The sequence below is a fragment of the Amycolatopsis sp. NPDC098790 genome (genome assembly GCF_044759945.1).
In the GTDB taxonomy this organism is placed as follows: Bacteria; Actinomycetota; Actinomycetes; order Mycobacteriales; family Pseudonocardiaceae; genus Amycolatopsis.
The window spans coordinates 1130980-1143776 of the sequence record NZ_JBIWAI010000002.1; the positions used below are offsets into that span (position 1 = coordinate 1130980).

14 protein-coding genes are annotated in these 12797 nt (G+C 70.6%); 4 read left to right on the top strand and 10 right to left on the bottom strand.

Translation table 11 applies throughout. The annotated features are described in order from the left end of the window. From ACIQWX_RS18930 to ACIQWX_RS18950, 5 genes are read right to left on the bottom strand one after another with little or no spacing between them, the layout of a single operon-like run. Positions 1 to 741, bottom strand: a complete 741-nt coding sequence (locus ACIQWX_RS18930; RefSeq protein ID WP_400872239.1) for an SDR family NAD(P)-dependent oxidoreductase — start codon at positions 739 to 741, stop codon at positions 1 to 3. Further along, complete coding sequence (locus ACIQWX_RS18935) at positions 738 to 1244, bottom strand: aromatic-ring-hydroxylating dioxygenase subunit beta (RefSeq protein ID WP_400872241.1); 507 nt, start codon at positions 1242 to 1244, stop codon at positions 738 to 740. The genes ACIQWX_RS18930 and ACIQWX_RS18935 overlap by 4 nt, the downstream gene beginning before the upstream one ends. Beyond that, positions 1237 to 2511: a Rieske 2Fe-2S domain-containing protein gene (locus ACIQWX_RS18940; protein ID WP_400872244.1), complete on the bottom strand. Its 1275-nt coding sequence runs from the start codon at positions 2509 to 2511 to the stop codon at positions 1237 to 1239. The genes ACIQWX_RS18935 and ACIQWX_RS18940 overlap by 8 nt, the downstream gene beginning before the upstream one ends. 13 nt (positions 2512 to 2524) lie before the next feature. Further along, on the bottom strand, positions 2525 to 2905 hold the full coding sequence (locus ACIQWX_RS18945) for a hypothetical protein (RefSeq protein WP_400872247.1): 381 nt from the start codon (positions 2903 to 2905) through the stop codon (positions 2525 to 2527). Between the two features lie 19 nt (positions 2906 to 2924). Continuing rightward, positions 2925 to 4040, bottom strand: a complete 1116-nt coding sequence (locus ACIQWX_RS18950; RefSeq protein ID WP_400872250.1) for an acyl-CoA dehydrogenase family protein — start codon at positions 4038 to 4040, stop codon at positions 2925 to 2927. Positions 4041 to 4171: 131 nt separating this feature from the next. Between ACIQWX_RS18950 and ACIQWX_RS18955 the strand changes: the two genes are divergently transcribed. The 4 genes from ACIQWX_RS18955 (at position 4172) to ACIQWX_RS18970 (ending at position 7777) form a co-directional block, all read left to right on the top strand. Beyond that, positions 4172 to 5650: an ATP-binding protein gene (locus ACIQWX_RS18955; protein WP_400872253.1), complete on the top strand. Its 1479-nt coding sequence runs from the start codon at positions 4172 to 4174 to the stop codon at positions 5648 to 5650. A 117-nt stretch (positions 5651 to 5767) separates the two neighbouring features. Beyond that, positions 5768 to 6280, top strand: coding sequence for a flavin reductase (locus tag ACIQWX_RS18960; RefSeq protein WP_400872256.1), 513 nt, complete (start codon positions 5768 to 5770; stop codon positions 6278 to 6280). Positions 6281 to 6293: 13 nt separating this feature from the next. Continuing rightward, positions 6294 to 6557, top strand: coding sequence for a hypothetical protein (locus ACIQWX_RS18965; protein ID WP_400872259.1), 264 nt, complete (start codon positions 6294 to 6296; stop codon positions 6555 to 6557). Beyond that, positions 6554 to 7777, top strand: a complete 1224-nt coding sequence (locus ACIQWX_RS18970; protein WP_400872261.1) for an amidase — start codon at positions 6554 to 6556, stop codon at positions 7775 to 7777. The genes ACIQWX_RS18965 and ACIQWX_RS18970 overlap by 4 nt, the downstream gene beginning before the upstream one ends. Here the strand turns inward: ACIQWX_RS18970 and ACIQWX_RS18975 are convergent. Genes ACIQWX_RS18975 through ACIQWX_RS18995 form a run of 5 tightly spaced genes read right to left on the bottom strand, consistent with a single transcriptional unit; the run spans position 7774 to position 12786 of the window. Continuing rightward, a complete protein-coding gene (locus tag ACIQWX_RS18975) occupies positions 7774 to 8421 on the bottom strand; it encodes a response regulator transcription factor (protein ID WP_400872264.1) in 648 nt (215 codons plus the stop codon). The two genes, ACIQWX_RS18970 and ACIQWX_RS18975, sit on opposite strands and share 4 nt — an antisense overlap. Then, positions 8418 to 8975: a nuclear transport factor 2 family protein gene (locus ACIQWX_RS18980; protein ID WP_400872265.1), complete on the bottom strand. Its 558-nt coding sequence runs from the start codon at positions 8973 to 8975 to the stop codon at positions 8418 to 8420. The genes ACIQWX_RS18975 and ACIQWX_RS18980 overlap by 4 nt, the downstream gene beginning before the upstream one ends. A 10-nt stretch (positions 8976 to 8985) precedes the next feature. Continuing rightward, entirely contained in the window at positions 8986 to 10434 is a 1449-nt protein-coding gene (locus tag ACIQWX_RS18985) for an aldehyde dehydrogenase family protein (RefSeq protein WP_400872267.1), read from the bottom strand. Continuing rightward, positions 10431 to 10823 (bottom strand): hypothetical protein, encoded by a 393-nt coding sequence (locus tag ACIQWX_RS18990; protein WP_400872270.1) that lies wholly within the window; start codon positions 10821 to 10823, stop codon positions 10431 to 10433. Before ACIQWX_RS18990 ends, ACIQWX_RS18985 begins: the two co-directional genes overlap by 4 nt. After that, the gene (locus ACIQWX_RS18995) at positions 10810 to 12786 is read right to left on the bottom strand and encodes a primary-amine oxidase (protein ID WP_400872273.1); all 1977 of its coding nucleotides are present in this window, start codon (positions 12784 to 12786) and stop codon (positions 10810 to 10812) included. Before ACIQWX_RS18995 ends, ACIQWX_RS18990 begins: the two co-directional genes overlap by 14 nt. Positions 12787 to 12797: the final 11 nt, after the last annotated feature.

Here is a 12797-nt window from a genome sequence, read left to right on the forward strand (position 1 = left end):
TCAGCGCAGGTAGAGGCCGCCGTTGGCGTCCCAGCAGGCCCCGGTGACCGAGGCGGCTTCGGGCGATGCCAGCAGCGCCACCATGCGGGCGATGAAGGCCGGGTCGCCGAGCCGGCCGACGGGGATGTTCTTCGCGAAGGCGTCGACGTTGTCCTCGCCGACGATCGACCGGACCATCGGGGTGTCCTGCGGGCCGGGGGACACGGCGTTGACCGTGACGCCGTGCGGCGCCAGCTCGCGGGCGAAGACCTTGGTCGCGGACAGGATCGCGCCCTTGGAGGAGGCGTAGTGCCCGCCGGTGGCGGTGCCGCCGTTCTGGCCCGCCAGCGACGCCAGGTTCACGATCCGGCCGTAGCCCTGGCCGGCGAAATGCTTGCCGAAGAGCTGGCATGCGGTGAAGGTGCCGGTGAAGTTGACGGCCATCACGGCTGCCAGTTCGTCGGCGGTGATCTCCAGCAACGGCGTGGCCTGGGTGCGTGCGGCGTTGTTCACCAGCACGTGGACCGTGCCGAAGCCGGCGACAACGTCGTCCTTCAGCTGCTCCAGCGCGCCGCGGTCGGTGACGTCGACGGCGTAGCCGCGGACCACCTCACGGCTGTCGAGCTCCTTGGCGAGCGCGGCCGCGGCGTCGCCGTCGAGATCCGCCACGGCGACGCGGAAGCCCTCGACGTGCAGCCGTCGCACGATGACCTCACCCAGGCCGTGGGCCCCGCCGGTGACCACGGCGACGTGCGCGGTCACAGCAGGAAGCCCGCGGCCGGGACGGCCTCTTCGCTGTCGACGAGCCGGATGACCTTCTGGACGATCCGGTCACCGGACGGGGACAGCTGGATCCGGTGCACCAGGTCCGCGGCCCAGATGTCGTGGTGGCCACGCTTGTAGGCGATGAGGATCTGCGCCGAGCGCAGCACGACCTCGTCGTCGGTGACCGACTCCGGCACGAACCTCGACACGGTCCGCACGGTGCGAGCGGCGTCGACCGCGGCGATGGCGTAGCCCTCGGTCATCCGGGTGACGCGCATCCGCCGCATCCGGGCGTCGTCGTAGACCATGTTCAGCGTGCCGGCGAAGTCGTCGGTGTCCGGGTCGATCGGGATCACGTAGATGCCGTCGTCGGTGAACAGGTCGATCCAGGTGTCGTAGTCCTTGCGGTCGAGCAGTTCGGCCTCGCGCCAGGCGAGGTCGATGGCCCGGACGACGCGCGGGTCGGTCGTCGGGACCGGGGTGGTGGCGGTCTCAGGCATCGCGCATCATCTCCTTCCACTGGTCGTAGGCGGCGCGCATGCCGGTTTCGTCGGTGACGTGCGAGGTCGGCCAGCCTTCGGGGCTCGCCTTCTCCCGGGCCAGGCCGCGGTTGACCAGGATCGGCATGTCGGGTGCGCCCTGGGCGCCGCGCTGGACGCGGTCCCAGCCTTCGGCGTCGTCGGGGGTGCCGAAGCCGAACGGTCCTTGGAAGTGCTCGTGGATGCGCAGCCGTTCGCGGTTGACCGCGTCGAGTTCCGGCGGGCCGTCGGGGCCGATGGCGATGTGCTCGATCTCGGTCTCGTCGACCGAGATCGGCCGCAGCACGCGGAAGAAGGCGGCCGACATGGACACGTTGGGGAAGAGGTTCAGGTTGAACCCGGTGCCGTGCATGGCGCGGATGACCTTGCGCACCTGCGCGGGCTCGAGGGTCTGCGACAGGTCCTTGATGAGGTGGTCGAACCGGCCCTGCAGCGGCTCGGTGCCGTCGTCGGCGTCGAGGTCGGAGTGCTCGGGCACCATCTGCATGACGCTGTGGCCGTTGCCGAGGGCGTGGGTGATCGCCGACGGGTCGGTCATGAACGACATCATGTCGGCGGTCTCGGCGTCGACCGACGCCATCCACGAGCGGTGCACGATGGGGAAGTGGTAGCCGTCGGTGGTGTTCTCAAGCTGGATCTTCCAGTTCCCGCGGAACTTGAACCGGTGCTTGCCCAGCACCTTGATCGGGTAGCCGCCGCCCTGCTTCATGAAGCGGTCGATCCACAGCTTCGCGTCGCCGAGAAAGTCTTCGAGGGGCTCGATTTCCTCGTTGAAGCTCGCGAAGACCATGCCGCCGTAGAACTCGGTGCGCAGCTTCTTCAACGACAGCTCGCCCTTTTCGATGACCCCTTCGTACCCTTCGGGGTACGGGATCCCGCGCAGCTTGCCGTCGAGTCCGTAGGACCAGGCGTGGTACGGGCAGGTGAAGCCGTTTGCCTGCCCCTTCGGCTTTTCGCACAGGCTCGCGCCGCGGTGGCGGCACCGGTTGAGCAGCGTGTGCAGCGTGCCCTTCCGGTCGCGGGTGACGATCACCGGCTGGCGGCCGACGTGCGTGGACTTGAAGGTGCCCGGGCCGGGGAGTTCACTCTCGTGGGCGACCCACACCCAGGTCCGTTCGAAGATCTGGCTGATCTCGCGTTCGAAGATGTCCGGGTCGGTGTAGAGGCGTCCGGCGACCCGGTCGCCGGCGGCCAGCTCGGCCGGGGCGGTGGTGGTGTCGTGGCTCATCGCGGTCTCCGTGTCAGTCGGGCAGGTCGACGTCGTCGCGGACGGTCAGGGCGCGGCCGATGCGGGCTTCGACCTTCGCGAAGCGCCACAGCTTGACCTCGCCGCCGCCGACCGGCGTCGTGCGGAACAGGTTGCAGGCGTTCTTGGCCGTCTCCTGGCTGTCGGCGTCGGCGAGGATGTAGCAGGTCCACGGCCAGCCGTCGGACGGGCCGACCAGGTGCGAGTCGTCGTCGATGTCGCCGATGAAGGTGATGCCTGGCAGGGCCTTGAGCTGGTCCATCATGGACACGAACGCCTGCCAGACATCACTGATCGTGAGCCCGTCGGTGGGCAAATCGAAGAAGTTCTGGTTGATGCCGATGCAGAAGAGCACCCGCAGGGGCTGCGTGGGCACGGGATCTCCTTGTCGTCGCTCAGCGGAAGCCGGGGGTGGTGGCCGGCTGTCCCATCAGGACGGCGCCGGCGGCGTCGTAGATGGCCGGGCCGAGGAAGGCGTGCTGCTTGGGCACGAGGGCGTCGCCCTGCAGCGGTCGCAGCGGGTGGGTCGTGTAGATCGGTGCGGTGCCCGAGATTTCGACCAGCTGGGAAACGACGTCGGACGACGTCTTCGCCAGGTGGGCCGAAGCCAGCCGCAGCTGGGCGTTCTGCTCATCGCTGGCATCGTCGCCGGCGACGACGGTTTCCCAGACCTCGTGGCTCAGCTCGTAGAACCACGCGCGGGCCGAGCGCAGCGCGGCTTCGGCGGTGGCGACGGCGGTGCGGTAGTAGGCGCGGTCGGCCAGCTTCGGCGCGCCGGTGACGCCCTTGTACCCGGCGCCGGCCTCGCGGGCGTAGTCCAGCGCGGCACGCGCGACGCCGGCGCCGACGACCGCGAGGACCTGGGAGGCGTAGGCGATGGTGGGGTAGCGGTAGAGCGGTTCGTCGATCGTGGGCTCGCCGCCGCGGATGAACGTCCACTCGCGCGGCACCTCGACGTCGTGGACGACCAGGTCGAACGAGCCGGTGCCGCGCATGCCGACGACGTCCCACTCCTGGATGATCTCGACCTGATCGGGCCGCAGCACCGCGGTGCGCGGCTTTCCGGCGGTCGATTCGTCACCGGGGATGCCGACGCCCAGGACGTCGGCGCCCATGCTGCCGCTGGCGAACTTCCACCGGCCGTCGACCCGGAAGCCGCGATCGGTCGGGGTGACCGGCTGGATCGGGAAGAGCCCACCGGCGAAGGCCACGTCCGGGCCGTCCTTGTACAGCTCCGCCTGCGTCTCGACGGGCAGGGCCGCGAGGTAGACCAGTGCCGAGCCGAAGCTGGCGACCCAGCCCGTCGACCCGTCGACCGCCGAGATCCGCTCGATCCGGTCGAGGAACTCCGCCGGCGGCAGCGGCTCCCCGCCGAACTTCGCGGGCGTGGCGGACCGGTAGATACCGATCTCCTTGAGTCGCGCGATGAAGTCACGCGGAACGTAGCGCTGCTGCTGGAACTGCTCCCGGCGCTCGGCGAGCTCGGAAAGCACTTCGTCGAAGGTGGCCATCTCAGCTCCTCGTTGTGCTGGGTGATTACCGACGGTACGAACGGGCCCGGTCGCGCGGAATTGGTATTGCCTCTGCCGCCGTAGGGGATTCCTTCAGTGCAGGCCCCGGACACCGCGCTTACGCTGGCCCGATGACGGTCGACCCGCGTTCACCCGAGCTGACGGCGCCCGACTTCGTGGCGATGCTGCACGCCAGCCGGATGTGCGTGCTGGTGCACGACGGCGCGACGAAGAACATCCTGTGGGCCAACCCCGCGGCGTGCGAAATGCTCGAGTGGAGCGTCACCGAGCTGCGTCCGCTCAAGGCCAACGACATGAGCAGCTCCGCGCAGCAGTACGACCGGGTGATCGGCCGGGCCTGGCTTCAGGAGGCGGTCGAGAAGGGCGCCAGCCGCATCGAGTGGCACTACCGCACCAAGTCCGGCCGCGTGATTCCCACCGACGCGGTCGCCGTGCGGGTCGACCTGGCCCAGGGGCCCGCGGTCATGGTGCAGTTCCGCGACATCGAGCGCGAGCAGGAAGTCGAGCGTCGCCTGCGGCTGACCACGACGTGGGTCGACGCGCTGGCCCACCACACCTCGGCCGTCGCGCTGATGCTCGACTGCTCGGGCGCGCTGCGGTTCGCCACCGACACGGCCGTGTCGATGCTCGGCGCCGACCCCGATCGGCCGCTCGGACTGCTGAGCGACCACGCCACGCTGCGGCTGGACGGCCGGGACGCCGCGTGGCCGGCGGCCCGGGATCGAGCAGACCCGGTCACCCGCGTCCAGCTGGAGATCCCCGCTCGCGACGGACGTCAGGCGGTGTGGCTGGAAGGCAGCCTGGAGCGCTTGACGGAGGCGGACGGCGACGCGCTGCTGATGCTGCTGCACGACGTCTCCGAACGCGTGCTCGGCGAGGTGCGCCGGGAGCGCGAGCTGCACCGCGAGAACTACCTGGCGCGGTACACCGCGATGGGGGACATGGCGATGGCGATCGCCCACGAGCTCGGGCAGCCCCTGGCCGCCGCGGGGAACTTCCTCGCCGGCGTCCGGCCGCGTGATCAGGCCGTCGACGCCGAGCGTGTCGTTTACGGCATCGACAGCGCGGTGCGCCAGATCGAACGGGCGAGCACGATCGTGGAGTCGGTGCGGGCGTTCGTCGGGCACCTCGAGCACGTGCGCCAGGTCGCCGACCTCAACGACGTCGTCGAGGAATGCCTGTACTTCGTCCGCCTTCGTGCCGAGTCCGCGGGCGTCGACGTGCGGTTCGAGCGCTCGCCTGCGCCGGTGCCGGTCCGCTGCGAACGCGTGCTGACCGGCCAGGTGGTGCTGAACTTCTGCTTCAACGCTCTCGACGAGATGGCCGAGTGCCCCCAGGAGCGGCGGCAGGTGGTGATCAGAACCAGTGCGGGCGACGGCGCCGGGGTGGTCACGGTCGACGACCGCGGTCGCGGCTTCCCCCGGGACCCGTTCGAAGAGTCCTTCACGGCCAAGGAACACGGCAGCGGGATCGGACTGGCGCTGAGCTACCGGGTCATCACCCGCCAGCACGGGCGCATCTGGGCCGAGCACCGGCCGGAAGGCGGCTCCCGGTTCGGGTTCTCGCTGCCCTCGGCCGAAGCCACGTAAGGAAATCTTCAGCCGGGCCGGGGGAACTCTCGATATCCGCCACGGTGACCGGCTCCGTACGGTCGGAGGCAGTTCCGGTACTGGCCCTGCTCACCACTCCCGCCCCTTGGAGGAACCGTGTCCGAGCTGACCCGGACCCAGCGCGACTTCCGCACCGCCATGGCCAACCTCTCCGCGGCGGTCAACGTGGTCACCACCGACGGCCCGCACGGCCTCGCCGGCATGACGGTGAGTGCGGCCTGCTCGGTCACCGACTCGCCGCCGACGGTGCTCGTGTGCGTCAACCGGTCCAGCCGCTCCCACTCGATCTTGGCGGCCAACGGCCGCATCTGCGTCAACGTCCTCGGCGCCGGGCAGGAGGAGCTGGCGATGCACTTCGCCGGCGCGACCCGGGTGCCGACCGCCGAGCGGTTCGGCTCGGCCGACTGGGACCTCGAGTCCGAAGGCGTTCCCGTGCTGCGCGGCGCTTCGGCGTCGCTGGTCGGCCGGATCGTCGCCGAGCAGCCGCAGGGCTCGCACTCCGTGCTGTTCGTCGAGGTCGAGAAGGTGCTGACGCAAGAGGGCAGCGGCGCGCTGGTCTACTTCCAGCGCAAGTTCCACGCCCTCGCCGCGGCCGAGCTGAGCGCGTGAAGGAGAGGCCGAAGTGGACGACGCCCGCATGACCCTGACCTGCTACAACGATACCCACGGCTACGGCTGGCGGCACGTGGACCTGTTCACCCACGACGCCGAAGGCCGTGAGCTGAACTGGGTGCACTGGCAGGTCCCGGCCGACGGCCCGGACGCGGCTGACGCCGTGACTGCCCGGGTCGAACCGCTGCTGCGGCGCACCTCCGACTGGCGGCACGCGGTCAGCGCGAGCGGCATGGACTACTGGATCGCCGACGCCGAGTGGGCCCGGTCGTGACCGCCTACCAGCCCTGGTCGCTGCGCGCACTGGTCGCCGACCTCGCCGCCGGCCGGACTACCCCCGAGGCTGCCGTGGCCCGGGCGCGCAAACGGATCGTCGCCACCGACGCCGAGCTGCGCGCCTGGGTGGCGCAGCTACCGTCGGTGGAACCCGCCGCGACCGGTCCGCTGGGCGGGGTGCCGCTGGCGGTGAAGGACATCATCGACCTGGCCGGGCTGCCGACACGCTGTGGCTCCGCCCTGCGAACCGACGCGCCACCGGCTGCTTCCGACGCCGCGATCGTCGAGCAGTGGCGTCGTGCCGGTGCCGTGCCGATCGGGAAGACCGTCACCACCGAGTTCGCCTTCTTCTCGCCCGGGCCGACCGCGAACCCGGCCGCGCCCGGACACACGCCGGGCGGCTCGTCGAGCGGTTCGGCCGCGGCCGTCGCCGCCGGGCACGTCCCGCTGGCGCTGGGATCGCAGACCGCCGGGTCGGTCACCCGGCCCGCCTCGTTCTGCGGGGTCGCGGCGCTGGTGATGAGCCGCGGCCGGATCCCGGTCGACGGCGTCACCGGGCTCAGCCCCAGCCTCGACAGCCACGGCCTGCTCGCCGCGACGACCTCGGACACCGCGCTGGCCTGGTCCGCGTTGACGGGCGACCCCGAGGTTCCGCCGCGTCCGCCACGCCTGCTCGTGTGGCACGGAGGCGGCGAAGTGCGGCCCGCTGTCGAGGCTGTCGCGGCGAGGCTGGGATCGGCCGGCGCCGTGGTCGAAGAGTTCCCCGATCCGGGCCTGGTCGCCTCGCTGACGGCCGCGCACCCGGTCGTCATGGCGTACGAGGCGGCTCGGGAACGCGCCGCGGAGCTGGCGGTGGCCGACCGCCTGAGCGAGCAACTGGCGAACCTCCTCCGGACCGGCGCCGCGATGCCGCGTGAGGACTACGAACAGGCCCAGGCGATGATCGCCGCGGGTGGGCGGCGGCTCGCCGAGCTCTGCGCGTCCTACGACGCCGTGCTGGCCCCCGCGGCTCCGGGCCCGGCGCCGGCCGGGCTGTCGGCCACCGGCGACCCCGTGATGAGCCGCCCGTGGCAGGCGCTCGGGCTGCCCGTCGCCACCGTGCCGGGCTTGCGCAGCGACGGCGGCCTGCCGCTGGGGATCCAGCTCGTCGGCCGGGTACGAGAAGAAGCCGCGTTGCTGGGCGCGGCTCGCTGGGTGGAGGGTCGGCTGCGGGGCTAGACGGTGACCCGGTGGGTCAGGATGTCCCGCACGAGCGTGCCGAGGCTGTCCGCCCCCGTCTTCGCCTTGATCCGGGCCCGGTGGACGTCGACGGTCTTGACGCTGGTCCCCAGCTGGTGCGCGATGACCTGGCTGGGCAACCCCTCGACGACCAGCCGGAGCACTTCGCGTTCCCGCTGGGTCAGCGCTTCCAGCCGCTCGCCGACGGCGTGCCGCTCGGCGTGCTCGGCGAACCGGCGGCGCGCCTCGATGAGCTGCGCCTGCACGACCTCCACCATCCGCTGCGGCTGGTACGGCTTCTCCAGGAAGTCGACCGCTCCCGCGGTGAGCGCGCGCACCGACATCGGGATGTCACCGTGCGCAGAGCAGAACACCACAGGGGCCGGGTAGTCCAGCTCGACCAGCTTCTCCTGCAGCTGGAAGCCGCTGACGACCGGCATCCGCACGTCCACGATCACCACCGCCGGCTCGGCGGGATCGAACTCCTCGAGGAACGACCTCGCGTCGGGGTAGGTGAGCGCCTGCACCCCGACGCTTTCCAGGAGGAACACCAGCGACTGGCGCAGGTCCTCGTCGTCGTCGACGACGTGCACCACCGGCTCGCGCGTCACCTCGCCCACCTCCTGGGACATCGCGGCGGTCATGGCTTCATCAGCACCGACGCCGACGGGTAGTCGCTCGCCCACCCGGGAGCCAGGGGAGCGATGAACACGTTTTCGGTGCGGGTGCGGGTGATTTTCCACGTGTCGCCGGTACGGCGAAAGGCGTTGTTGAGGCGGCTGGAGCGCAGCAGCGCCTTGCCGTCGGAGAACAGCCAGGGCTGCATGTGGATCCACTGCCCGGCCGCCTCGTCCCCCTCGACGTGGATCTGCTCCGAGGTCAGGTAGTGGGCGTTGAGCAGCAGCTCGGGGTCCTTCTTCTCGCCCCAGAACCGCTGGAAGTGCGCCCGGATGGCGTCGGCGCCTTCGGCCCTTCCGAACTGGCCGTCGTAGTACTCGCCGACGCCTTCCCAGACGGCGTCTTCGGTGTAGAGCTCCAGGATGAGGTCGATGCGGTGGTCGTCGTCGAGCACGCCGAACTCGGGACACGGGGTGTCGCAGAGGAACATGTAGCGCGCCTGGACCCGGCGGATCTCCGCCTCGGCCTCCAGGACGCCGACGCGGCGGGCCAGGTCGGCGACGGTCTCTTCCAAGGACATCGGGTTCACCTCACAGAACGATCGTGACGGTCTTGGCCTCGGTGTTGGCGAGGATGCCTTCATAGCCCAGCTCGCGGCCGACGCCGCTGGCCTTCAGCCCGCCCCAGGGCAGCTGCGGGCCGAGCGGGGACCAGCCGTTCACCCCGACCGCGCCCGCCTGCAGAGCGGCGGAGACGGTGTGGGCCCGGCTCAGGTCGGTGGTCCAGACGGTGGCGGCGAGGCCGTAGTCGTTGTCGTTGGCCAGCGCGATGGCCTCTGCGTCGTCGTCGAAGGGGATCACCGTTCCGACCGGGCCGAAGATCTCCTCACGGGCGATCACCTGGTCGTTGGTGCCGGCGAACACCGCCGGGTTGACGAAGAAGCCGGGACCGTCGGCCGTCGTCCCGCCGGTGACCAGCTTCGCGCCTTCGGCCTGGCCCTTCTCGACGTAGCCGAGCACCTTGTCCCGCTGGGCGCGGTTGATCAGCGGGCCCATCGTCGTCGAGGCCTCGAACGGGTCACCGACGATCTGCGCTTCGGCCGCGATCTTCAGCCCGTCGAGCACGGCGTCGTGGATCGAGCGGTGGACGAAGATGCGGGTGCCGGCGGCGCACACCTGCCCCTGGTTCGAGAAGATGCCCATCGCGGCGCCGCGGATCGCCGAGTCGAGATTGGCGTCCTCGAAGACGATCTGCGGTGACTTGCCGCCGAGCTCCAGCGTGGTGCGCTTGAAGTTGCCCGCGGAGTTGCGCAGGATCCGGCGGCCGGTCTCGGTCGAGCCGGTGAAGCTGACCTTGTGCACGCCCGGGTGCACGGCGAGTGCCTCGCCGACCACCGCGCCGGCGCCCGGCAACACCTGCACGGTTCCGGCGGGGAAGCCGGCTTCCTCGACCAGCTTGGCCAGGTGCAGGATCGCCAGGGAAGCGTCCTCGGCTGGCTTGACGATGACGGCGTTGCCCGTAGCCAGCGCCGGGGCGAGCTTCCAGCCGAGGATCATCAGCGGGGCGTTCCACGGCACGATCGCCGCGATGACGCCGACCGGCTCACGGCGGGTGTAGGCGTGGGTGGGGGCACCGAAGTAACCGTCGTTGACGACCAGTTCGCCGTTGATCTTGTCGGCCCAGCCGGCGTAGTAGCGCAGCGAGCCGATCAGGTTGGGTACGAACAGCGCGCTCGCGAAGCCGAACGGAACCCCGATCTCCAGGGCTTCCAGCCGGGCGAGGGCCTCGGCGTCGCGCTCGACGAGGTCTGCGAGCTTGGTGAGCAGGTTCCCCTTCTGCGACGGCGGGACGGCCGCCCAGTCGCCGCGCAGCGCGTCCGTGGCCGCCGCGACCGCGGTGTCGACGTCCTCGGCACTCGCGGAAGCGACCTCGGCCAGCGTCTCGCCGGTGCTCGGGTTGACGGTCGCGAGGGTGCCGGCGCCGCCGGAAGTCCAGCGGCCGGCGAGGAACAGCTCGGTCGGTGCGATGGTGGTGGTCATGGCGTACTCCTGCTCGGGAGGATGGGGGACGGAGACGGTGCGGCCCAGAGCACCCCGGCGACCACGAGCGCCTCGAGCATCGTCAGGACGAGGAGGTGAGCGGGGCTGTGGGAAGACGTCGCCGTCACGGCCAGGTGATGATGACCTGAGCCGGCGGGGGAGTGCACGACGAGGCCGATGTGGACGGCGACCATGCCGACGGCGCCGAAGGCCACCATGCTCCACGAGCGCCGGGTGTCGTGCCGCCACAGGTGGACCGCGCAGGGCAGGCACAGCACCCCCATGAGGGCGAACGCCCACCCGCCGGTCGCCGCCATGGCGAGGTGGCCGACGCCGCCGCCCGCCGCGACGACGGCGACCGTGCGACGGGCGAGGTCAGTGGTGGTCATGGTCGGCGGTACAGCAGCTGTCGGTCCGGTCGCGGTTGAGGTCGGGGACGTCGAGGGTCGGGTTGCGGTCGAAGAAGCCGTGTGGCTTCAGCTTGAAGCCGGTGTAGTCGACCGGCATGATCGGCCAGTCCTCGGGCCGCACGAAGTGCGTGAGCCCGAAGGTGTGCCACACGACGAGGTCCTGGCCGTCGATGTCGCGGTCCGCCGACGCGTAGGCGGGCAGGCCGTCGCCGCCGGGGTTCTGGTTGACCGTGTAGCCGGCCGGCCAGAGCTCGTCGCGGTCGTAGCGGGTGACCCAGAGGTGGTGCCGGGCGAAGGTGGCCCGCGCGGCGATCGACGAGGCGGGGTCGGCCAGCAGCGCCGGCTGCCCTTCGGGGTAGAGCACGTAGGAGGTCGGGTCGCCCAGGCGGTTGGTGCGCTCGGCGCTCGAAACGGCCCACACGCGGCTGAGGTGGCCGGCCGCCTGGCGTCGCGCTGCCTGCTCGGTCCGCAGCCGCGTCTTCGTGCGGGCGATCGCGTTGCCCCACGGGTTGCCCTCGCCCATCGGTACCGGCGCGACGTCGAGTTCGTCGACGTGGTTGCGGATGCCGTCGACGGCGAAGTCGAGGCGAGCGGAGAACAGGTGCTGGTGCGCCGGCGCGCCGAGCCCGGGAGCCAGCTCGGTGAAGTGCGGGTCCTGCCCGTCGTAGCCGGAGGGGAAGGGGATGCCGGTGGCCTTGGCCTCCAGCTCGATCGTGCCGTCGAGGTAGAGGTACCAGTAGAAGCCGTAGTCGTAGTTGCCGACGGTGCCGAAGAACGATACGACGACGCGCCGCTGCCGGCGGGTCTCGGAGGAGCCGGAGAAGATGTCGTTGTGCTTCCACAGGACGCCGTAGTCCTCTTCGTGGATGCAGATCGCGTTGCGGATGGTGACCGGTGCGCAGTGGTCGTCGACGACGACGGCGTCGAGGTAGGTGATCTCGCCCAGGCAGTCGCAGCCGAGCTCGAGGGAGTTGGCGAGCCGCCCGAACTGGTACTCGCCGAGGTCGAAGTAGTTCTGCCAGCCGTGGGTCGGACCGGGATCGCCGTAGTTGACGACCATCTCGGCGATCGAAGCGCGGTAGAGGATCGGCCGCTCGGTTCCGTGGTCGTCGTAGGAGAGCTGGTGCAGCGTCAGGCCTTCGCGGCCGTTGAAGCCGATGCGGACCGACCAGTTCTGCCAGCGCAGGACGTTGTCCTCGACCGTGAAGGAGACGCCTTCGGGCTGGGTGATGGAGATCGGCTTGAGGTCGGTGCGCTCGGGGCCGCGAACCACCTCGTCGACGTAGTCGCCGGACTCCCGGGGAACGTGCTCGACGTCAGTCTCCACGACCCGCAGCACGCGTCGGCTGGCGACGTCGACGTGGGCGATCACGCCGCCGACGGGGTGCGCCCACGCGGAGTCGGTGGGGTGGTCCTGGTAGAAGCTGAGGACCCGGTAAACCCGCGTGCCGATCTCGTCGTCGTAGCCGAACACGCCCGCCGACAGCGGCACCGGCTTGACCTTGGCGAGATCGGTGACGCCGCGCTTGGCGAGCGCCGCCACCCAGCCCGGGTCCGCTTTGACGACCTGGTCGACCAACTCGTAGTCCTCGTCCAGACACGGCCCGAATCCCGCCGTCGCGGGATCGAGTTCGGTCTTCGATGCCACGCGGTCTGCGGACAAGTCGACGACGAGGGCGATCACCCTCAGAGTGTCCACATCGGTCATCAGCAGGGAGACTTCCCTGGCCAGCTCGTGAGTTCCGTCCCACGCCAGGACGTCGGTCTTCGCCGGTTCGCGGAGCATTACGTAGGAGAACCGGCTGTGCGCGCTCGTAAGTCCCGCCGCGTCGACGATCGCCCGCGCGTGCCGGACTTCATCCGGCCCGAGAGGGCCGAGGGGATGGCGGGCACCGCCGGCGGCCGGCAGCTCGTCGGTGGTGGGCAGTGTCTGCAGGGACATCTTCTTCCTTG

What these genes read in the sequence shown, in the direction of transcription:
- ACIQWX_RS18935 (WP_400872241.1), bottom strand. Translation starts at nt 1,244, where the DNA reads ATGCCTGAGACCGCCACCACCCCGGTCCCGACGACCGACCCGCGCGTC.
- ACIQWX_RS18940 (WP_400872244.1), bottom strand. Translation starts at nt 2,511, where the DNA reads ATGAGCCACGACACCACCACCGCCCCGGCCGAGCTGGCCGCCGGCGAC.
- ACIQWX_RS18950 (WP_400872250.1), bottom strand. Translation starts at nt 4,040, where the DNA reads ATGGCCACCTTCGACGAAGTGCTTTCCGAGCTCGCCGAGCGCCGGGAG.
- ACIQWX_RS18955 (WP_400872253.1), top strand. Translation starts at nt 4,172, where the DNA reads ATGACGGTCGACCCGCGTTCACCCGAGCTGACGGCGCCCGACTTCGTG.
- ACIQWX_RS18975 (WP_400872264.1), bottom strand. Translation starts at nt 8,421, where the DNA reads ATGACCGCCGCGATGTCCCAGGAGGTGGGCGAGGTGACGCGCGAGCCG.
- ACIQWX_RS18980 (WP_400872265.1), bottom strand. Translation starts at nt 8,975, where the DNA reads ATGTCCTTGGAAGAGACCGTCGCCGACCTGGCCCGCCGCGTCGGCGTC.
- ACIQWX_RS18985 (WP_400872267.1), bottom strand. Translation starts at nt 10,434, where the DNA reads ATGACCACCACCATCGCACCGACCGAGCTGTTCCTCGCCGGCCGCTGG.
- ACIQWX_RS18990 (WP_400872270.1), bottom strand. Translation starts at nt 10,823, where the DNA reads ATGACCACCACTGACCTCGCCCGTCGCACGGTCGCCGTCGTCGCGGCG.
- ACIQWX_RS18995 (WP_400872273.1), bottom strand. Translation starts at nt 12,786, where the DNA reads ATGTCCCTGCAGACACTGCCCACCACCGACGAGCTGCCGGCCGCCGGC.